The organism is Methylophilus sp. 14 (assembly GCF_015354345.1).
GTDB lineage: Bacteria > Pseudomonadota > Gammaproteobacteria > Burkholderiales > Methylophilaceae > Methylophilus.
Genome location: NZ_JADKYS010000001.1, coordinates 159,515 through 177,757 on the forward strand (window position 1 = coordinate 159,515; position 18,243 = coordinate 177,757).

Sequence of the window (18,243 nt, forward strand, 5' to 3'; positions counted from 1 at the left end):
TATGAAAGCGTTATTAGATTTATTTAAGCAGGTTACGCAAGAAGAAGAGTTTGACGCGATCAAGATCGCGCTGGCTTCACCTGAAAAAATCCGTTCATGGTCCTATGGCGAAGTGAAAAAGCCAGAAACCATCAACTACCGTACCTTCAAGCCTGAGCGGGACGGTTTGTTCTGCTCCAAAATCTTTGGCCCGATCAAGGATTACGAGTGCTTGTGCGGTAAATACAAGCGTTTGAAACACCGCGGTGTGATTTGTGAGAAGTGTGGCGTTGAAGTCACCTTGAGCAAAGTGCGTCGTGAGCGTATGGGCCACATTGAGTTGGCCTCACCAGTCGCGCACATCTGGTTCCTGAAGTCCTTGCCTAGCCGCTTGGGGATGGTGCTGGATATCGCCCTGCGTGACATCGAACGCGTGTTGTACTTTGAAGCATTTATCGTTATCGATCCAGGCATGACGCCACTGACCCGTGGTCAGTTACTGACTGAAGATGACTACCTGGCTAAGGTAGAAGAATACGGTGATGAGTTCAATGCTGTGATGGGTGCTGAAGCCGTACGCGAATTGTTGCGTACGATGGACATCGAGCGCGAAATCGAAAGATTGCGTAGCGAATTGTCTGCCACCAGCTCCGAAGCGAAAATTAAGAAAATCGCCAAGCGTCTGAAAGTACTGGAAGCATTCCAGAAATCTGGCATCAAGCCAGAGTGGATGATCTTGGAAATCTTGCCAGTCTTGCCACCAGAGTTGCGCCCATTGGTGCCACTGGATGGCGGCCGTTTTGCGACGTCTGACCTGAACGATCTGTATCGCCGCGTGATCAACCGTAACAACCGTTTGAAGCGTTTGTTGGAGTTGAAAGCCCCGGAAATCATCGTCCGTAACGAAAAACGTATGTTGCAAGAAGCGGTAGACTCACTGCTGGACAACGGTCGTCGCGGTAAAGTGATGACTGGCGCTAACAAGCGTCCGCTGAAGTCTCTGGCTGACATGATTAAAGGTAAGGGCGGTCGTTTCCGTCAGAACTTGCTGGGTAAACGCGTGGACTACTCCGGTCGTTCCGTGATTGTAGTGGGTCCAACCCTGAAACTGCACCAGTGCGGTCTGCCGAAGAAAATGGCGCTCGAGCTGTTCAAGCCATTCATTTTCCACAAGCTGGAAGTATTAGGCCTGGCGACAACTATCAAAGCCGCCAAGAAGAAAGTGGAAGAAGAAGGACCAGAAGTCTGGGATATCCTGGAAGACGTGATCCGCGAGCATCCGGTGTTGTTGAACCGTGCGCCTACGCTGCACCGTCTGGGTATCCAGGCCTTTGAACCAGTCCTGATCGAAGGTAAAGCGATCCAGTTGCACCCATTGGTGTGTTCAGCCTTTAACGCCGACTTTGACGGTGACCAAATGGCGGTACACGTTCCATTGAGCCTGGAAGCACAAATGGAAGCACGCACCTTGATGCTGGCTTCTAACAACGTGCTGTCTCCAGCCAACGGTGAACCAATCATCGTGCCGTCACAGGATATCGTGTTGGGTCTGTACTACATGACCCGCGAGAAAGTGGCTGCACGCGGTGAAGGCATGATCTTCAGTGACATTAAAGAAGTGCAACGTGTCTACGATCAAGGTTTGATCGACCTGCACGCTAAAGTCACTGTGCGTATCCGTGAGTTTGAACTGGATGTCGCAGGTCAAAAAGTTGAAAAAATCAACCGTTACACAACGACCGTTGGCCGTGCCTTGCTGTCTGAAATCTTGCCACCAGGCTTGCCATACAGCTACATCGACAAAGCGCTGAAGAAAAAAGAAATTTCACGCCTGATCAACGCCAGCTTCCGTAAAGTGGGCATCCGTGAAACAGTAATTTTTGCTGATAAACTGATGTACACCGGTTACTCCTACGCGACCAAAGCTGGTATCTCTATCAGCATCAACGATATGTTGGTGCCACCAGAGAAAGAGCAATTGATCGCAGCGGCAGATGCTGAAGTGAAAGAGATCGAAGACCAATACGTCTCCGGTCTGGTGACACAAGGTGAGCGTTACAACAAGGTGGTCGACATCTGGGGTCGCGCCGGTGACAAAGTGGCTGATGCCATGATGAAACAGTTGCGTGAAGAAGATGTAAAAGACAGCGACGGCAATGTGGTGACTAAAGACGGTAAAGCCGTCCGTCAGGAATCATTTAACGCGATTTACATGATGGCCGACTCCGGCGCCCGTGGTTCTGCGGCGCAGGTACGTCAGCTGGCTGGTATGCGTGGCCTGATGGCGAAACCGGATGGTTCCATTATTGAAACGCCAATTAAGGCGAACTTCCGTGATGGCTTGAACGTGTTGCAATACTTTATTTCTACCCACGGTGCGCGTAAGGGTCTGGCCGATACGGCGCTGAAAACAGCGAACTCCGGTTACCTGACACGTCGTCTGGTAGACGTGACGCAAGACTTGGTGGTGACCGAGCATGATTGCGGTACGGTTGAAGGCTTGGTCACCAAGGCTTTAGTCAAAGGCGGTGAAGTGGTTGAGCCGTTGCATGACCGTATCTTGGGTCGTACTTCTGCGCTGGATGTGATCCATCCTGAAACGCAAGAAGTGGTTTTCCCGGCTGGTACATTGCTGGGTGAAGACGAAGTCGAGAAAATCGATGCCCTGGGCATTGATGAAGTGAAAGTACGTACTGCGCTGACTTGCGATACCCGTTACGGTATTTGTGCCAAGTGTTACGGTCGTGACCTGGGTCGCGGCAAGCTCATCAGCATGGGTGAAGCCGTGGGCGTGATTGCGGCGCAATCCATTGGTGAACCGGGTACACAGCTGACCATGCGTACGTTCCACATCGGTGGTGCGGTATCGCGTGCAGCGTCCGTCTCACAAGTGGAAAGTAAATCTAACGGTATTGCCAGCTTCACTTCTACCATGCGTTACGTGACGAACTCACGTGGCGAGCAAATTGTGATCTCCCGTAATGGTGAAGTCATTATTGCGGATGATAATGGTCGTGAGCGTGAGCGTCATAAAGTGCCTTATGGTGCGACATTGACAGTCACCGACGGTAAAACAGTGAAAGCCGGTCAAGCTTTGGCTACCTGGGATCCACATACCCGTCCGATTATTACCGAGTACGCTGGTCGTGTGAAATTCGAGAACGTCGAAGAAGGCGTGACCGTGGCCAAGCAGGTGGATGAAGTGACTGGCTTGTCTTCACTGGTGGTGATTGATCCTAAGCAACGTGCGGGTTCAACCAAAGGCTTGCGCCCACAAGTGAAACTGCTGGACGCGAATGGCGTGGAAGTGAAAATTGCTGGTACCGAAACACCAGTCAACGTGACCTTCCAGCTGGGTTGTATCATTACCGTGAAAGATGGTCAGGAAGTGGGCGTGGGTGAAGTGCTGGCACGTATCCCGCAAGAATCTTCCAAAACCCGTGATATTACCGGGGGTCTGCCACGCGTGGCCGAGCTGTTCGAAGCCCGTTCACCAAAAGACGCCGGTATGCTGGCGGAAGTGACTGGTACGGTTTCGTTCGGTAAGGACACCAAAGGTAAGCAACGTCTGGTCATCACTGACTTGGACGGTATTACCAGCGAGTTCCTGATTGCCAAGGACAAGCACGTGACTGCGCATGACGGTCAAGTGGTGACCAAAGGTGAAACCATTGTCGACGGTCCGGCAGATCCGCAAGATATTTTGCGCCTGCAAGGTCGTGAAGCATTGGCCCGTTACATCATCGACGAAGTGCAAGACGTTTACCGTTTGCAAGGCGTGAAGATTAACGACAAGCACATCGAAGTGATCGTGCGCCAGATGCTGCGTCGCGTGAAAGTACAAGATGCGGGTGACACCGGCTTTATTCCTGGTGAGCAAGTCGAACGTGCTGATCTGTTGACAGAAAATGAACGCGTGATTGCCGAAGACAAACGTCCGGCAACTTTCGAGTACGTGTTGCTGGGTATTACCAAAGCATCGCTGTCTACCGATTCGTTCATCTCTGCGGCATCGTTCCAGGAAACGACGCGCGTGTTGACCGAGGCGGCTATTTTGGGCAAACGCGACGATTTGCGTGGCCTGAAAGAAAACGTCATTGTGGGTCGCTTGATTCCAGCCGGTACCGGTTTGGCTTATCACGAGTCCCGCAAGCGTGCAGCCGTGGCTTCACTGACACCAAATGCAGCAGAGCCATCTGAAGCATTGTTGGCAGCAGAAGCGATGTTTGCAACAGAAGACGTTGTTGAGGAAACCGCAGTAGACGATCAACCGAACGAATAATTCGATCACTGTTGTCTCTGTGTGCAAGGGGTGTCAAGTATGAATAATGCTTGACACCCCTTGACTCATTTATTAAAATGCCGGGTTTCTCAGAATAGCCTTATTGTCTCAATAGGGCGTTATTGTTGATATGCCGCCAAACTTGAGTCTTCCTGCTCAAATGGTGGTTTTTTAAAGGTGAAGAGGTTAAGGCAATGCCAACCATTAATCAGTTAATACGTAAGCCACGCGTTAAAGTGGTTACCAAGAGCAAGGTTCCAGCCCTGGAAGCTTGTCCTCAAAAGCGTGGTGTATGTACTCGTGTATATACAACAACGCCAAAAAAACCAAACTCCGCGTTGCGTAAGGTTGCTAAAGTGCGCCTGACCAACGGTTACGAAGTAATTAGCTACATCGGCGGTGAAGGCCACAACCTGCAGGAGCACTCTGTTGTGCTGTTGCGCGGCGGTCGTGTAAAAGACTTGCCGGGTGTGCGTTACCACATGGTGCGCGGTAGCTTGGATACGGCTGGCGTGAAAGATCGTAAACAGTCCCGTTCCAAATACGGTGCTAAGCGTCCTAAAGAAGCTAAAGCTTAATTTATTAGGTGCAAGCGGACAGTTTGTCCATTTTTATAGCGGCTGAAATGCCTTGCGAGTGTCATTGCTAGCAAAAATTTAATTGAAAAGAGAATCATATGCCTAGACGTAGAGAAGTCCCCAAACGTATTATCTTGCCGGATCCAAAATTTGGTAGCCAGGAAGTATCCAAGTTTGTAAATGTGCTGATGACAGGTGGTAAAAAATCTGTTGCCGAGCGTATCATTTACGGTGCCTTTGATCAGGTGGCCAGCAAGAGCGGTAAGGACCCGCTGGAATTATTCACCACAGCGTTGAATAATCTGCGTCCTGTGGTTGAAGTGAAGAGTCGCCGTGTGGGTGGTGCAAACTACCAGGTGCCTGTTGAAGTGCGTCCTAGCCGTCGTAGCGCGTTGGCAATGCGTTGGTTGCGTGATGCTGCCCGTAAGCGTGGCGAAAAGTCTATGGGTCTGCGTTTAGCTGCCGAGTTGATCGAAGCTTCTGAAGGCCGTGGTTCTGCAATGAAAAAACGTGAAGAAGTTCACCGTATGGCAGAAGCTAACAAGGCTTTCTCACACTTCCGTTTTTAATTAAACGACCTCGTTCTTTAATAATTAGTTGAATTGATAGCAAAGGTAAAGCATCGTGGCACGTAAAACCCCTATTGAACGCTACCGTAACATTGGTATTTCTGCGCACATTGACGCAGGTAAAACAACCACGACAGAACGTATTCTGTTCTACACTGGTGTAAACCATAAGATTGGTGAAGTGCACGACGGTGCAGCGACCATGGACTGGATGGAGCAAGAGCAGGAGCGTGGTATTACCATTACTTCTGCAGCGACGACCTGTTTCTGGAAAGGTATGGACCTGTCTTTGCCTGAGCATCGATTCAACATTATTGATACCCCTGGGCACGTTGACTTCACGATTGAAGTTGAGCGCTCTATGCGTGTGCTGGATGGCGCTTGCATGGTGTACTGTGCGGTAGGCGGTGTACAGCCTCAGTCTGAGACTGTTTGGCGTCAAGCAAACAAATACAAAGTGCCACGTCTGGCCTTTGTGAACAAAATGGACCGTTCCGGTGCCGACTTCTTTAAAGTAGTAGACCAGATGAAAACTCGCCTGCGTGCGAGCCCGGTGCCTATCGTGATTCCAATTGGTCGCGAAGATACTTTCACTGGCGTGGTTGATCTGATCAAAATGAAAGCCATCATCTGGGATGAGGCTTCACAGGGGATGAAATTCACCTACGGTGATATTCCTGCGGATCTGGTGGAGACTGCTGCAAAATGGCGTGAGCAGATGGTTGAATCTGCTGCTGAAGCCAGCGAAGAGTTGATGAACAAGTACCTGGAAAATGGTGATCTGGAAGAAAAAGACATCGTTTTTGGCATCCGTACACGTACGATTGCTGGTGAAATTCAGCCAATGTTGTGCGGTTCAGCATTTAAGAACAAAGGTGTGCAACGGATGTTGGACGCGGTTGTTGACTTCTTGCCATCTCCGATCGACATTCCTGATGTTACCGGTGAAGATGATGATGGTAAACCAGCTAGCCGTAAAGCCGACGACAAAGAAGGTTTCTCTGCACTGGCATTTAAATTGATGACAGACCCGTTTGTTGGTCAGCTGACATTTATCCGCGTTTACTCTGGCGTGTTGAACAAAGGTGATACTGTGCTCAACTCTGTGAAGGGTAAGAAAGAGCGTATCGGCCGTATCGTACAGATGCACGCTAACAACCGTGAAGAGGTTGAAGAGGTGTTGGCAGGTGACATCGCCGCCTGTATCGGTCTGAAAGACGTGACTACAGGTGAATCCCTGTGCTCACCAGACAAGCCTATCATTCTGGAGCGTATGGTGTTCCCAGAGCCAGTGATTCACGTGGCTGTAGAACCAAAAACCAAGAGCGACCAGGAAAAAATGGGCTTGGCATTGGGCCGTTTGGCACAAGAAGACCCTTCTTTCCGTGTGCGTTCGGATGAAGAGTCTGGCCAGACCATTATTTCCGGTATGGGTGAATTGCACCTGGAAATTCTGGTAGACCGTATGCGTCGTGAGTTTAACGTTGAAGCCAACGTAGGTGCGCCACAAGTGGCTTACCGTGAAGCGATCCGCAAATCTGTTGAAGTTGAAGGCAAGTTCGTTAAGCAGTCCGGTGGTAAGGGTCAATACGGTCACGTATGGCTCAAAATGGAGCCTAACGAAGCTGGTAAAGGCTTTGAGTTCGTTGATCAGATTAAAGGTGGTACCGTGCCACGTGAATTCATTCCAGCGGTTGAAAAAGGTCTGCGTGAAACCATTCCTGCAGGTATCCTGGCTGGCTTCCCGGTCGTTGACGTAAAAGTAACGTTGTTTGATGGTTCATACCATGACGTTGACTCCAACGAAAACGCCTTCAAGATGGCTGCTTCTATCGGCTTTAAAGATGGTATGCGTAAAGCAGATCCAGTCTTGCTGGAGCCTATGATGGCCGTTGAAGTTGAAACGCCTGAAGAGTACATGGGTGATGTGATGGGTGACTTGTCATCTCGTCGCGGTATCATCCAGGGCATGGATGACATGCCTGGCGGTGGTAAAGCGATTAAAGCTGAAGTGCCACTGTCTGAAATGTTTGGTTACTCCACTGTAGTGCGTTCCTTGTCACAAGGTCGCGCCACTTACAGCATGGAATTCAAGCATTACGCTGATGCGCCGAAAAACGTTGCTGATGCAATCATCAACAAAAAATAATTGATCTATTACAGTATTGAATTAAAGGAAAACAATCATGGCAAAAGGCAAATTTGAACGTACCAAGCCACACGTGAACGTTGGTACGATTGGTCACGTTGACCACGGTAAGACGACATTGACAGCGGCGATCACCACTGTATTGACGAAGAAATTTGGCGGCGAAGCAAAAGCTTACGACCAGATTGACGCGGCACCAGAAGAAAAAGCACGTGGTATTACCATTAACACAGCGCACGTTGAGTACGAGACAGCCACCCGTCACTACGCACACGTTGACTGCCCAGGTCACGCTGACTATGTTAAAAACATGATTACCGGTGCTGCTCAGATGGACGGCGCTATTCTGGTATGTTCAGCTGCTGACGGCCCAATGCCACAAACACGTGAGCACATCCTGTTGGCGCGCCAAGTGGGTGTTCCATACATCGTTGTGTTCCTGAACAAAGCTGACATGGTTGACGACGCTGAGTTGTTGGAACTGGTTGAGATGGAAGTGCGTGACTTGCTGAGCAAGTATGACTTCCCAGGTGATGACACCCCAATCGTTAAAGGTTCTGCAAAATTGGCACTGGAAGGTGACCAATCAGAAATCGGCGAACCAGCAATTTTCGCATTGGCTGACGCATTAGACAGCTACATCCCAACCCCAGAGCGCGCAATCGACGGCGCATTCCTGATGCCAGTAGAAGACGTATTCTCTATCTCTGGTCGTGGTACTGTGGTTACAGGCCGTATCGAGCGTGGTATCGTTAAAGTCGGCGACGAAATCGAAATCGTTGGTATCAAGCCAACCTTGAAAACTACCTGTACTGGTGTTGAAATGTTCCGTAAACTGCTGGACCAAGGTCAAGCAGGCGACAACGTAGGCGTATTGCTGCGTGGTACTAAGCGTGAAGAAGTTGAGCGTGGTCAAGTATTGTCCAAATCAGGTTCTATCAAGCCACACACCAAGTTCACAGCAGAGATCTACGTGTTGGGTAAAGATGAAGGTGGTCGTCATACACCATTCTTCAACGGCTACCGTCCACAGTTCTACTTCCGTACAACTGACGTGACTGGTGCAGTTGAGTTGCCAGCAGGTACCGAAATGGTGATGCCAGGTGACAACGTATCAATCTCAGTTGCACTGATCGCTCCGATCGCGATGGAAGAAGGCTTGCGCTTCGCTATCCGTGAAGGTGGTCGTACCGTTGGTGCTGGCGTTGTTGCCAAAATCATCGAGTAATTATCGTTATGAGCGGCAGGGTTATCCTGCCGCTTTTTGCTCTTTTTAAGGAAAAAACATGGCAGCTCAAAAAATTCGTATCCGTCTGAAAGCATTTGACTATCGTTTGATCGACCAATCTGCTTTGGAAATCGTAGATACTGCGAAACGTACTGGTGCAGTTGTTAAAGGTCCAGTGCCATTGCCAACACGTATCGAGCGCTTTGACATTCTGCGTTCACCACACGTGAACAAAACTTCCCGTGACCAGTTTGAAATCCGTACCCATCAGCGTTTGATGGACATCGTGGATCCAACAGACAAAACTGTTGATGCATTGATGAAGCTGGATCTGCCAGCTGGCGTGGATGTAGAAATCAAGCTTTAATTTTAAAGCTGATATTGCAATAAACCTTTTCGAAAGAAAAGGTTATTGTCAAATCTAGAATAGTTCGGTATAATCCGCGCTCTTCGGTGGACGGTCAATTGTAATCGTCCACTTTAACTATTATAAGGAACTGATCATGAGCTTAGGGCTTATTGGTCGCAAAGTGGGCATGACCCGCATTTTTACAGATGAAGGCGCAAGCATTCCTGTAACAGTGCTGGAAGTGATTCCTAACCGCGTGACACAAGTTAAGACAGTCGCAACGGATGGCTATACAGGCCTGCAGGTTGCTTACGGTGAGCGTCGTGCCAGCCGTATCAACAAAGCGTTGACTGGTCACTTTGCCAAGGCTGGCGTAACTGCTGGTGCTGGTATCAAAGAATTCAATGTGGCTGAAGATGTATTGGCTAACTTCCAAGTAGGTGGAAATGTCACTGTTGATATTTTCTCTGTTGGTCAGTTGGTTGATGTGACAGGTACTTCCATCGGTAAAGGTTTTGCCGGTGCGATCAAGCGTCATAACTTCTCCTCTAACCGTGCTTCTCACGGTAACTCACGTTCGCACAACGTACCAGGCTCTATCGGTATGGCGCAGGATCCGGGTCGAGTATTCCCTGGTAAGCGCATGCCTGGCCATTTGGGTGATGCTAAAGTCACTACCCAAAACCTGGAAATCGTTCGTGTAGACGCAGAGCGTAACCTGTTGTTGATTAAAGGTTCCGTACCTGGCTCCAAAGGTGGCAATGTCGTTGTACGTCCAGCCATCAAAGCGAAAGGGGCTAAATAATGGAATTGAAATTAATCGATCAAAACGGCAAAGTAGCTAAAAAAGGCGTTGATGCGTCTGACGTTACTTTTGGTCGTGAGTTTAACGAGTCTTTGGTGCATGAAGTGGTTGTTGCCTACATGGCAAATGCCCGTACTGCGACTCGCGCACAAAAAACACGTGCTACCGTTGCTCACACGACACATAAGCCATATGCACAAAAAGGCACTGGTAACGCCCGTGCCGGTATGGCATCCAGCCCGATCTGGCGCGGAGGCGGTCGTGCATTCCCAAACAGCCCTAACGAAAACTACAGCCACAAAGTAAACCGTAAGGCTTACCGTGCTGGCATGCAGACTATTTTGTCTGAGTTGGTTCGTCAGGACCGTTTGAAGGTAGTAGACAACTTTACAGTTGATACGCCTAAAACAAAACAATTCGTACAAAAAATCAATGCTCTGGGCATCGATGGCGGTGTATTGCTGTTGACTGACGGTTTTGATGAGAACTTGTACTTGTCTTCCCGTAACCTGCCAAACGTATTGGTGGTTGAAGCGCAGTATGCTGATCCAGTAAGTCTGGTGCGTTTCCCTAACGTTTTGGTCACAGCCAATGCTGTGAAAAAACTTGAGGAGATCTTGGCATGATTACCGCAGCAACTAAAACACAAGATCGTTTATTGCAAGTGATTTTGGCGCCTCAGATTACTGAAAAAGCAACTTTCATTGCTGACAAACATCAGCAAATTGCTTTCAAGGTACGCACTGACGCGACTAAGCCAGAAATTAAAGCGGCTGTTGAACTGGTGTTCAAAGTCGAAGTGGCTTCTGTATCTGTGATTAACGTCGCAGGTAAAGTGAAGCGTGCTGGTCGTCGTATCGGTAAGCGTAACGACTGGAAGAAAGCTTATGTAAGCTTGAAACCAGGTCAAGAAATTAACTTTGCAGCTGGCGAATAAGGAGAGAAGACATGGCATTAGTTAAAGTCAAACCAACTTCCCCCGGTCGTCGCGGTGTATTGAAAGTTGTTACACCAGATTTGCACAAAGGCAAACCTTACGCGCCACTGTTGGAAAGTCAAAGTAAAAACGCAGGTCGTAACAACAACGGCCGCATTACAACCCGTCACCAAGGTGGTGGTCATAAGCAGCATTACCGTATTGTTGACTTCCGTCGCAATAAAGATGGTATCCCTGCGACTGTTGAGCGTATTGAGTACGATCCAAACCGTACGGCGAACATTGCACTGTTGTGCTACGCCGATGGTGAGCGTCGTTACATCATTGCACCACGTGGCATTGCTGCCGGTGCACAGTTGATCAGCGGTTCTGAAGCGCCTATCCGTGCTGGTAATGCATTGCCTTTGCGCAACATTCCAGTGGGTAGTACGATTCACTGCATCGAAATTCAACCAGGCAAAGGTGCTCAAATCGCCCGTTCAGCAGGTACTTCAGTACAGTTGCTGGCGCGTGAAGGTTCCTACGCTCAGTTGCGTTTGCGTTCCGGTGAAGTTCGCCGTGTGCACGTTGACTGCAAAGCCACATTAGGCGAAGTAGGTAACGAAGAGCACTCACTGCGCTCTATCGGTAAAGCTGGTGCAATGCGCTGGCGCGGTGTTCGTCCTACCGTTCGCGGTGTGGTGATGAACCCGGTTGATCACCCACACGGTGGTGGTGAAGGCCGTACAGCTGCTGGTATGAACCCTGTGTCACCATGGGGTCAGAAAACTAAGGGTTATCGTACTCGTAAGAATAAGCGTACTGATAACATGCGTGTAAGTCGTCGTCCGAGAAATGTAAGGTAATCGCTATGGCACGTTCTATTAAAAAAGGTCCATTTGTGGACGCTCACTTGGCTAAGAAAGTCGAAACTGCCACTGCGAACCGCGACAGAAAACCAATCAAAACTTGGTCTCGTCGTTCGACTGTATTGCCAAACTTTATTGGTTTAACCATCGCAGTGCACAACGGTAGACAGCATGTGCCTGTGTTGATTTCTGAAAACATGGTTGGTCACAAACTCGGTGAATTTGCGTTGACACGTACGTTCAAGGGTCACGCGGCTGATAAAAAAGCGAAGAAGTAAGGGGCTGATTATGCAAGTTACTGCAGTTTTAAAAGGCGTACACCTTTCTCCGCAAAAAGCGCGTCTGGTGGCTGACCTGGTCCGTGGCAAAAAAGTAGATCAAGCACTGAACATTTTGGCATTCACTCCTAAGCGTGGTGCCGAGATCATCAAAAAAGTGGTTTTGTCTGCGATTGCTAACGCCGAACATAACAATGGTGCTGATATCGACACATTGAAGGTCACTTCAATCTATGTGGATAAAGGCTTGGTGATGAAGCGTATCCGTGCACGTGCAAAAGGTCGCGCTGGTCGTATTACGAAACCAACCTGTCATATTCATGTGACAGTCGGTGACTCAAAGGAATAATATGGGACAGAAAATTCATCCAATTGGGTTCCGTTTGAGCGTTCAGAAAAACTGGGCCTCACGTTGGTACTCTAATAGCCAGAACTTCCCTGCGATGTTGCAAGGCGACATCAAAGTGCGCGAGTTCTTGAACAAGAAACTGGCAAGCGCTGCTGTGAGCCGTATCGTGATTGAGCGTCCTGCTAAAAACGCTAAAATCACGATTCACAGTGCACGTCCAGGTGTTGTGATTGGTAAGAAAGGCGAAGATATCGAATCTTTGCGTTCTAGCCTGCAAGGCCTGATGGGCGTGCCAGTGCACCTGAACATCGAAGAAGTGCGTAAACCAGAATTGGACGCTACTTTGATCGCACAATCCATTGCTCAGCAATTGGAAAAACGCGTGATGTTCCGCCGTGCCATGAAACGTGCCATGCAAAACGCAATGCGTTTGGGCGCACAAGGTATCAAGATCATGAGTTCCGGTCGTTTGAACGGTATCGAAATTGCACGTACCGAGTGGTACCGTGAAGGCCGTGTGCCTTTGCATACACTGCGTGCTGATATCGACTACGGTGTGGCTGAAGCTTCAACCACCTATGGTATTATCGGAATTAAAGTTTGGGTATTCAAAGGCGAGATCTTCGGTGACAACGCTGCTAACGCTGCCGTTGCTGATGCTGAGCCAGAGAAAAAAGTAAGAAAGCCGAGGGCTAAAGATGCTGCAACCAGCTAGACAGAAATACCGTAAGATGCAAAAGGGTCGCAATAAAGGTATTGCGACTACTGGTAACAAGGTGAGCTTTGGTGAATTTGGTTTGAAAGCGATCGGTCGCGGTCGTTTGACAGCACGCCAGATTGAAGCTGCACGTCGTGTGATGACTCGTCACATTAAACGTGGTGGCCGCGTTTGGATTCGTGTGTTCCCGGATCAACCGATCTCTAAGAAACCTGCTGAAGTACGTATGGGTAACGGTAAGGGTAGCGTGGACTACTACATCGCCCAGATTCAGCCAGGCAAAATGCTGTACGAAATGGATGGCGTGAGCGAAGAGCTGGCACGTGAGGCTTTCAGATTGGCTGCTGCCAAGCTGCCAGTCGAAACTACATTCATGACCCGTCAAATTGGCAGTTAAGGAGTAGTAACGATGAAAGCTTCTGAATTGAGAGCAAAGTCAGCAGATGAGCTCAACAACGAGTTGGTTGAGTTGCGCCGTGCGCAGTTTTCTCTGCGTATGCAAGTAGCCACCCAACAATTGAACAAAGTAGATCAGCTGGGTAAAGTGCGCAAGGATATCGCTCGCGTGAACTCTGTATTGGCTGAGAAAGCGAAACAGGCATGATGACTGAAAAAGCGAAAGTAGTACGCAGTTTCACGGGTCGCGTGGTAAGCAACAAGATGGATAAAACCGTGACTGTGCTTGTCGAGCGTAAAGTGAAGCATCCTCTGATTGGTAAAGTGGTTGTTAAATCGAACAAGTTCCATGCACATGATGAAGCAAATGCATGCAACGAAGGCGATGTAGTAACTATCACAGAGACCCGCCCATACTCCAAGACTAAAACTTGGATTGTAAGCAAAATCGAAGCTAAATAAGGCTTCACTCTATAAAACCGGAAAAACGCTTGTCACAAGCGTTTTTTTGGTTGTATAATGTTGGACTTTTCGGTGCCCGCCTTAGTTGGCATGTAGCTGGCACCCCAATACTGACCGTGGTCTATTGGCCGAAATTGTGAAAGCAAGCGGCTGGTAGTGGTTATAACGGATTAAGTTGGAGATTATTTCTCATGATTCAAATGCAATCTCGGCTGGAAGTAGCCGACAACACTGGTGCGCGTTCCGTTCAGTGTATCAAAGTCTTGGGTGGTTCCAAGCGTCGTTATGCCAGCATTGGCGACATCATCAAGGTCAGCATTAAAGATGCTGCGCCGCGTGGTCGCGTCAAGAAAGGTGAAATCTACAACGCTGTGGTTGTGCGCACTGCTAAAGGTGTTCGCCGTCCAGACGGTTCGTTAGTTAAATTTGATGCCAATGCTGCAGTCTTGTTGAATAACAAGCTTGAGCCTATTGGTACGCGTATTTTTGGCCCTGTGACACGTGAATTGCGTAGTGAGCGCTTCATGAAGATTGTTTCACTGGCGCCTGAAGTGTTGTAATCGGCTTGGAGACAATCAAATGAGCAAAATTCGCAAAGGTGACCAGGTCATTCTGAATACAGGTAAAGATGCAGGTAAAACAGGTGCTGTTTTAAGCGTCTTGCCAACAGGCCATGTAGTGGTTGAAGGTTTGAATGTGGTTAAAAAACACACTCGCCCAAACCCGATGCGTGGTATCACTGGTGGCATCATCAGCAAGGAAATGCCGGTAGACGGCTCCAATGTGGCAATCTTCAATGCTGCAACACAAAAAGCTGATCGTGTTGGTTTCAAGGTACTGGAAGATGGTCGCAAGATTCGTGTATTCAAATCTAGCGGCGAGTCTATCGACGCATAGGATAATATATGGCACGTTTAAAACAGTATTATAACGATAGCGTGGTTGCCAAATTGACAGAACAATTTGGTTACACCTCAGCAATGCAGGTTCCACGTATCGAAAAAATTACCCTGAACATGGGTGTGGGCGAGGCTGTGGCTGACAAGAAAGTCATGGAAAACGCAGTGGCTGACATGCAGAAAATTGCAGGTCAAAAACCAATCGTTACCAAGGCTAAGAAGTCGGTCGCTGCATTTAAAATTCGTGACGACTATCCTGTTGGTTGCAAAGTAACGCTGCGTCGTGAGCGCATGTACGAATTCCTGGATCGCCTGATCACTGTGGCAATTCCACGTATTCGTGACTTCCGTGGTATCTCTGGCAAGTCTTTTGACGGCCGTGGTAACTACAACATGGGCGTGAAAGAGCAAATCATTTTCCCAGAAATCGAATACGATAAAATCGATGCGCTGCGCGGGATGAACATCACGATTACTACAACTGCGAAAACAGACGAAGAAGCGAAAGCTCTTTTGGCTGCGTTCAGTTTCCCTTTCAGAGGTTAAGTCATGGCAAAAGTATGTATGACAGAGCGCGAGCAAAAGCGTCGCGAAACCGTTAAAAAATATGCAGCTAAACGTGCTGAATTGGTTGCTGCTAGCAACGATCAGTCTGCCAGCGTCGAAGATCGCATGGCTGCACGTTTGAAGTTGCAAAGTCTGCCACGCAACTCCAGTCCTGTTCGCACACGTAACCGTTGTGCTTTGACTGGTCGTCCACGTGGTGTGTTTAGTAAATTTGGTATCGCACGTAACGAGTTGCGTAAATTGATGATGGCTGGTCACGTGCCAGGTGTCACCAAGGCCAGCTGGTAACGGAGGAATAGAACATGAGTATGAGTGATCCGATTGCCGATATGTTGACCCGTATTCGTAACGCGCAACGTACGAATAAAACAACCGTTTCAATGCCTGCTTCTAAAGTAAAAGGCGCGATTGCAAACGTGTTGAAAGATGAAGGTTACATCGATGATTTCAACGTTCAAAACAATGACGGTAAGCCAGTTTTGAACATTAGCCTGAAATACTATGCCGGTCGTCCAGTAATTGAGAAGATCGAGCGCGTATCCAAGCCAGGTTTGCGTATTTATAAAGGTAGTCAGAATCTGCCTAAAGTGATGAACGGTTTAGGTGTGACTATCGTTTCCACTTCTAGAGGCGTGATGACTGATCGTAAAGCACAAGCTGCCGGTATCGGTGGTGAAGTTTTGTGCATCGTGGCCTAAGGAGAATCAATATGTCACGTGTTGCTAAAAACCCGATTGCGATTCCTGCGAAAGTGGAAGTTGTAATTTCTGCTTCAGAGATCTCCGTGAGCGGTCCTCTGGGCAAATTAAGCCAAGCACTGGTTTCAGAGATTTCTGTTTCCCGTGAAGGTGAAGAGTTGTTGGTAAAAGCGAACAGCGAAACACAACACGCAAGAGCGATGTCAGGTACGACGCGCGCCTTGCTGGCCAATATGGTCGTAGGTGTTTCTACTGGCTTTACCCGTAAATTGTCACTGATTGGCGTTGGCTACAAAGCAAATGCTCAAGGTTCTACCCTGAACCTGGAGTTAGGCTACTCTCACCCGATTAACCACAAAATGCCTGAAGGCGTGACTGTGCAAACACCTACTCCTACAGAGGTGATTTTGACTGGCGCTAACAAGCAAGTGGTTGGTCAAGTGGCTGCACAGATTCGTGCTTACCGCGCACCAGAGCCATACAAAGGCAAAGGTGTTCGTTACGCTGATGAAGTGGTCACCATTAAAGAGACCAAGAAAAAATAACTAAGGCACTTGCAGCTTAATGCTGCAAGGTTAGACACTGGCCTTAACAGTGAATCAACATTAAAGGTAAATTCAATGAAAAACGTAAATAACCGCTTGCGCAGAGCACGTAAAACCCGTGCCAAAATCGCCGAGTTAAAAGTTACACGTTTGAGTGTACATCGCACCAATACCAATATCTACGCACAGATCATTGCTGAAACTGGCGATCGCGTATTGGCGAGTGCATCCACCGTTGAGGCTGAAGTGCGTCAACAACTGAAAAATGGCGGCAACATCGAAGCTGCAACCCTGATTGGTAAGCGTATTGCTGAAAAAGCAGCACAAGCTGGCATTACCACTGTTGCATTTGATCGTTCAGGCTACAAGTATCACGGTCGTATCAAGGCTTTGGCCGAAGCTGCCCGTGAAACCGGTCTCAAATTCTAAGGGTGAGATAAAGAATGGCTAAAGATATTGAACAGCAGCAAACCGACGGTTTGCGCGAAAAGATGATCACCGTTAACCGTGTAAGTAAAACGGTTAAGGGCGGTCGTATCATGAGCTTCGCTGCATTGACCGTGGTTGGTGATGGTGATGGTGCCGTTGGTATGGGTAAAGGTAAAGCACGTGAAGTGCCAGTGGCTGTACAAAAAGCCATGGACGAAGCCCGTCGCAACATGGTTAAAGTCAACCTGAACAACGGTACATTGCATCACGCAGTGACTGGCGTTCACGGTGCAGCCAAAGTGCTGATTCAGCCAGCTTCTGAAGGTACTGGTATTATCGCCGGTGGTGCTATGCGCGCGATCTTCGAAGTGATGGGTGTGACTAACGTGGTTGCAAAAAGTATTGGTTCTACCAATCCTTACAACCTGGTTCGCGCAACTTTGAACGGTTTGGCATCCATGAATACGCCGGCTGAAATCGCCGCTAAACGTGGTAAGACCGTAGAAGAAATCAGAGGTTAATCATGGCTAAAGCAAAAAAAGAAAGCGCTACTTTAAAAGTAACGTTGGTTAGAAGTTTGATTGGTCGTATTGAAGCACACAAAGCCACTGTGCGTGGTCTGGGTCTGCGTCGTATGCACCACACTGTAGAAGTGCAGGACACTCCTGAAATTCGCGGCATGATCAATGCAGTGAGTTATCTTTTGAAGGTTGAATAATCATGCAATTAAACACGATTAAGCCTGCTGCAGGCGCAAAAAAAGCACCTCGTCGTTTAGGTCGTGGCATTGGCTCTGGTTTGGGTAAAACTGGTGGCCGTGGTCATAAAGGTCAAAAATCCCGTGCTGGCGGTTTTCATAAAGTCGGTTTCGAAGGCGGTCAAATGCCTTTGCAACGTCGTCTGCCAAAACGTGGTTTTAACTCACTGACACAAGCTGACACTGCACGTATCCGTACGAGTGAGTTGGCTTTGGTAGATGCTGAAGTGATCGATATCTTGTCTCTGAAAGCAGCCAAATTGGTACCAGTTTCTGCAAAAGCAGTGAAGGTTTACCTGTCTGGTGAAGTTGCTGCCAAAGTACAGGTTCAAGGGTTGTTGTTGACTAAAGGTGCTCAAGCTGCCATCGAATCTGCTGGCGGAAAAGTACTGGAAGTGTAATCAGTTGTAAGAAAAGAGTA

The 18,243-nt window shown here is 48.5% G+C and carries 26 protein-coding genes; all 26 read left to right on the top strand.

Going from position 1 to position 18,243, the window contains the following annotated elements; all coding sequences use genetic code 11:
* The first annotated feature begins 1 nt into the window (after position 1).
* The 26 genes from rpoC (at position 2) to rplO (ending at position 18,223) form a co-directional block, all read left to right on the top strand.
* Positions 2-4,261, top strand: coding sequence for a DNA-directed RNA polymerase subunit beta' (gene rpoC, locus INP78_RS00865; RefSeq protein ID WP_194740359.1), 4,260 nt, complete (start codon positions 2-4; stop codon positions 4,259-4,261).
* A gap of 194 nt (positions 4,262-4,455) precedes the next feature.
* Positions 4,456-4,839, top strand: a complete 384-nt coding sequence (gene rpsL / locus INP78_RS00870) for a 30S ribosomal protein S12 (RefSeq protein ID WP_019881215.1) — start codon at positions 4,456-4,458, stop codon at positions 4,837-4,839.
* Positions 4,840-4,937: 98 nt separating this feature from the next.
* The gene (gene rpsG / locus INP78_RS00875; RefSeq protein WP_019881216.1) at positions 4,938-5,408 is read left to right on the top strand and encodes a 30S ribosomal protein S7; all 471 of its coding nucleotides are present in this window, start codon (positions 4,938-4,940) and stop codon (positions 5,406-5,408) included.
* Between the two features lie 55 nt (positions 5,409-5,463).
* A complete protein-coding gene (gene fusA, locus INP78_RS00880; protein ID WP_194740360.1) occupies positions 5,464-7,557 on the top strand; it encodes an elongation factor G in 2,094 nt (697 codons plus the stop codon).
* 37 nt (positions 7,558-7,594) lie between these two features.
* Positions 7,595-8,785 (top strand): elongation factor Tu, encoded by a 1,191-nt coding sequence (gene tuf / locus INP78_RS00885; protein WP_194740353.1) that lies wholly within the window; start codon positions 7,595-7,597, stop codon positions 8,783-8,785.
* Between the two features lie 58 nt (positions 8,786-8,843).
* Entirely contained in the window at positions 8,844-9,152 is a 309-nt protein-coding gene (rpsJ, locus tag INP78_RS00890) for a 30S ribosomal protein S10 (RefSeq protein ID WP_018986280.1), read from the top strand.
* A 136-nt stretch (positions 9,153-9,288) separates the two neighbouring features.
* Positions 9,289-9,939, top strand: a complete 651-nt coding sequence (gene rplC / locus INP78_RS00895; RefSeq protein WP_019881219.1) for a 50S ribosomal protein L3 — start codon at positions 9,289-9,291, stop codon at positions 9,937-9,939.
* Complete coding sequence (gene rplD / locus INP78_RS00900; protein WP_194740361.1) at positions 9,939-10,565, top strand: 50S ribosomal protein L4; 627 nt, start codon at positions 9,939-9,941, stop codon at positions 10,563-10,565. Before rplC ends, rplD begins: the two co-directional genes overlap by 1 nt.
* Complete coding sequence (rplW, locus tag INP78_RS00905; RefSeq protein ID WP_019881221.1) at positions 10,562-10,876, top strand: 50S ribosomal protein L23; 315 nt, start codon at positions 10,562-10,564, stop codon at positions 10,874-10,876. The genes rplD and rplW overlap by 4 nt, the downstream gene beginning before the upstream one ends.
* A gap of 11 nt (positions 10,877-10,887) precedes the next feature.
* A complete protein-coding gene (rplB, locus tag INP78_RS00910; protein ID WP_019881222.1) occupies positions 10,888-11,721 on the top strand; it encodes a 50S ribosomal protein L2 in 834 nt (277 codons plus the stop codon).
* Between the two features lie 5 nt (positions 11,722-11,726).
* Positions 11,727-12,002: a 30S ribosomal protein S19 gene (gene rpsS / locus INP78_RS00915; RefSeq protein ID WP_019881223.1), complete on the top strand. Its 276-nt coding sequence runs from the start codon at positions 11,727-11,729 to the stop codon at positions 12,000-12,002.
* Positions 12,003-12,012: 10 nt separating this feature from the next.
* The gene (gene rplV / locus INP78_RS00920; protein WP_018986274.1) at positions 12,013-12,351 is read left to right on the top strand and encodes a 50S ribosomal protein L22; all 339 of its coding nucleotides are present in this window, start codon (positions 12,013-12,015) and stop codon (positions 12,349-12,351) included.
* 1 nt (position 12,352) lies between these two features.
* Entirely contained in the window at positions 12,353-13,066 is a 714-nt protein-coding gene (gene rpsC, locus INP78_RS00925) for a 30S ribosomal protein S3 (protein ID WP_019881224.1), read from the top strand.
* Positions 13,050-13,466 carry a 50S ribosomal protein L16 gene (gene rplP / locus INP78_RS00930; RefSeq protein WP_018986272.1) on the top strand — a complete coding sequence of 139 codons (417 nt, stop codon included), beginning with the start codon at positions 13,050-13,052 and terminating at the stop codon, positions 13,464-13,466. The genes rpsC and rplP overlap by 17 nt, the downstream gene beginning before the upstream one ends.
* Positions 13,467-13,478: 12 nt before the next feature.
* Entirely contained in the window at positions 13,479-13,673 is a 195-nt protein-coding gene (rpmC, locus tag INP78_RS00935) for a 50S ribosomal protein L29 (protein WP_019881226.1), read from the top strand.
* The gene (gene rpsQ / locus INP78_RS00940; protein WP_305076176.1) at positions 13,670-13,927 is read left to right on the top strand and encodes a 30S ribosomal protein S17; all 258 of its coding nucleotides are present in this window, start codon (positions 13,670-13,672) and stop codon (positions 13,925-13,927) included. The genes rpmC and rpsQ overlap by 4 nt, the downstream gene beginning before the upstream one ends.
* 191 nt (positions 13,928-14,118) lie before the next feature.
* Positions 14,119-14,487, top strand: coding sequence for a 50S ribosomal protein L14 (rplN, locus tag INP78_RS00945; protein ID WP_019881229.1), 369 nt, complete (start codon positions 14,119-14,121; stop codon positions 14,485-14,487).
* Between the two features lie 19 nt (positions 14,488-14,506).
* On the top strand, positions 14,507-14,824 hold the full coding sequence (rplX, locus tag INP78_RS00950; RefSeq protein WP_019881230.1) for a 50S ribosomal protein L24: 318 nt from the start codon (positions 14,507-14,509) through the stop codon (positions 14,822-14,824).
* An 8-nt stretch (positions 14,825-14,832) separates the two neighbouring features.
* Positions 14,833-15,372, top strand: a complete 540-nt coding sequence (rplE, locus tag INP78_RS00955) for a 50S ribosomal protein L5 (protein WP_019881231.1) — start codon at positions 14,833-14,835, stop codon at positions 15,370-15,372.
* A gap of 3 nt (positions 15,373-15,375) precedes the next feature.
* Positions 15,376-15,681, top strand: a complete 306-nt coding sequence (rpsN, locus tag INP78_RS00960) for a 30S ribosomal protein S14 (protein ID WP_024929371.1) — start codon at positions 15,376-15,378, stop codon at positions 15,679-15,681.
* 14 nt (positions 15,682-15,695) lie between these two features.
* Entirely contained in the window at positions 15,696-16,091 is a 396-nt protein-coding gene (gene rpsH, locus INP78_RS00965) for a 30S ribosomal protein S8 (RefSeq protein WP_019881233.1), read from the top strand.
* A gap of 11 nt (positions 16,092-16,102) precedes the next feature.
* Complete coding sequence (rplF, locus tag INP78_RS00970) at positions 16,103-16,636, top strand: 50S ribosomal protein L6 (RefSeq protein ID WP_194740362.1); 534 nt, start codon at positions 16,103-16,105, stop codon at positions 16,634-16,636.
* 75 nt (positions 16,637-16,711) lie between these two features.
* Positions 16,712-17,065 (top strand): 50S ribosomal protein L18, encoded by a 354-nt coding sequence (rplR, locus tag INP78_RS00975; protein ID WP_019881235.1) that lies wholly within the window; start codon positions 16,712-16,714, stop codon positions 17,063-17,065.
* Positions 17,066-17,079: 14 nt separating this feature from the next.
* On the top strand, positions 17,080-17,586 hold the full coding sequence (gene rpsE / locus INP78_RS00980; protein ID WP_019881236.1) for a 30S ribosomal protein S5: 507 nt from the start codon (positions 17,080-17,082) through the stop codon (positions 17,584-17,586).
* Positions 17,587-17,588: 2 nt separating this feature from the next.
* A complete protein-coding gene (gene rpmD / locus INP78_RS00985; protein WP_019881237.1) occupies positions 17,589-17,783 on the top strand; it encodes a 50S ribosomal protein L30 in 195 nt (64 codons plus the stop codon).
* Positions 17,784-17,785: 2 nt separating this feature from the next.
* Complete coding sequence (gene rplO, locus INP78_RS00990; protein WP_024929372.1) at positions 17,786-18,223, top strand: 50S ribosomal protein L15; 438 nt, start codon at positions 17,786-17,788, stop codon at positions 18,221-18,223.
* The last annotated feature ends 20 nt before the right edge of the window (positions 18,224-18,243 follow it).

What these genes read in the sequence shown, in the direction of transcription:
- rpmD (WP_019881237.1), top strand. Translation starts at nt 17,589, where the DNA reads ATGGCTAAAGCAAAAAAAGAAAGCGCTACTTTAAAAGTAACGTTGGTT.
- tuf (WP_194740353.1), top strand. Translation starts at nt 7,595, where the DNA reads ATGGCAAAAGGCAAATTTGAACGTACCAAGCCACACGTGAACGTTGGT.
- rpsC (WP_019881224.1), top strand. Translation starts at nt 12,353, where the DNA reads ATGGGACAGAAAATTCATCCAATTGGGTTCCGTTTGAGCGTTCAGAAA.
- rplX (WP_019881230.1), top strand. Translation starts at nt 14,507, where the DNA reads ATGAGCAAAATTCGCAAAGGTGACCAGGTCATTCTGAATACAGGTAAA.
- rpmC (WP_019881226.1), top strand. Translation starts at nt 13,479, where the DNA reads ATGAAAGCTTCTGAATTGAGAGCAAAGTCAGCAGATGAGCTCAACAAC.
- rplR (WP_019881235.1), top strand. Translation starts at nt 16,712, where the DNA reads ATGAAAAACGTAAATAACCGCTTGCGCAGAGCACGTAAAACCCGTGCC.
- rplB (WP_019881222.1), top strand. Translation starts at nt 10,888, where the DNA reads ATGGCATTAGTTAAAGTCAAACCAACTTCCCCCGGTCGTCGCGGTGTA.
- rpoC (WP_194740359.1), top strand. Translation starts at nt 2, where the DNA reads ATGAAAGCGTTATTAGATTTATTTAAGCAGGTTACGCAAGAAGAAGAG.
- rplC (WP_019881219.1), top strand. Translation starts at nt 9,289, where the DNA reads ATGAGCTTAGGGCTTATTGGTCGCAAAGTGGGCATGACCCGCATTTTT.
- rpsS (WP_019881223.1), top strand. Translation starts at nt 11,727, where the DNA reads ATGGCACGTTCTATTAAAAAAGGTCCATTTGTGGACGCTCACTTGGCT.
- rplE (WP_019881231.1), top strand. Translation starts at nt 14,833, where the DNA reads ATGGCACGTTTAAAACAGTATTATAACGATAGCGTGGTTGCCAAATTG.
- rplN (WP_019881229.1), top strand. Translation starts at nt 14,119, where the DNA reads ATGATTCAAATGCAATCTCGGCTGGAAGTAGCCGACAACACTGGTGCG.
- rpsQ (WP_305076176.1), top strand. Translation starts at nt 13,670, where the DNA reads ATGATGACTGAAAAAGCGAAAGTAGTACGCAGTTTCACGGGTCGCGTG.
- rplP (WP_018986272.1), top strand. Translation starts at nt 13,050, where the DNA reads ATGCTGCAACCAGCTAGACAGAAATACCGTAAGATGCAAAAGGGTCGC.
- rpsJ (WP_018986280.1), top strand. Translation starts at nt 8,844, where the DNA reads ATGGCAGCTCAAAAAATTCGTATCCGTCTGAAAGCATTTGACTATCGT.
- rplF (WP_194740362.1), top strand. Translation starts at nt 16,103, where the DNA reads ATGTCACGTGTTGCTAAAAACCCGATTGCGATTCCTGCGAAAGTGGAA.
- rpsL (WP_019881215.1), top strand. Translation starts at nt 4,456, where the DNA reads ATGCCAACCATTAATCAGTTAATACGTAAGCCACGCGTTAAAGTGGTT.
- rplO (WP_024929372.1), top strand. Translation starts at nt 17,786, where the DNA reads ATGCAATTAAACACGATTAAGCCTGCTGCAGGCGCAAAAAAAGCACCT.
- rpsE (WP_019881236.1), top strand. Translation starts at nt 17,080, where the DNA reads ATGGCTAAAGATATTGAACAGCAGCAAACCGACGGTTTGCGCGAAAAG.
- rpsG (WP_019881216.1), top strand. Translation starts at nt 4,938, where the DNA reads ATGCCTAGACGTAGAGAAGTCCCCAAACGTATTATCTTGCCGGATCCA.
- rplW (WP_019881221.1), top strand. Translation starts at nt 10,562, where the DNA reads ATGATTACCGCAGCAACTAAAACACAAGATCGTTTATTGCAAGTGATT.
- rplV (WP_018986274.1), top strand. Translation starts at nt 12,013, where the DNA reads ATGCAAGTTACTGCAGTTTTAAAAGGCGTACACCTTTCTCCGCAAAAA.
- rpsH (WP_019881233.1), top strand. Translation starts at nt 15,696, where the DNA reads ATGAGTATGAGTGATCCGATTGCCGATATGTTGACCCGTATTCGTAAC.
- rplD (WP_194740361.1), top strand. Translation starts at nt 9,939, where the DNA reads ATGGAATTGAAATTAATCGATCAAAACGGCAAAGTAGCTAAAAAAGGC.
- rpsN (WP_024929371.1), top strand. Translation starts at nt 15,376, where the DNA reads ATGGCAAAAGTATGTATGACAGAGCGCGAGCAAAAGCGTCGCGAAACC.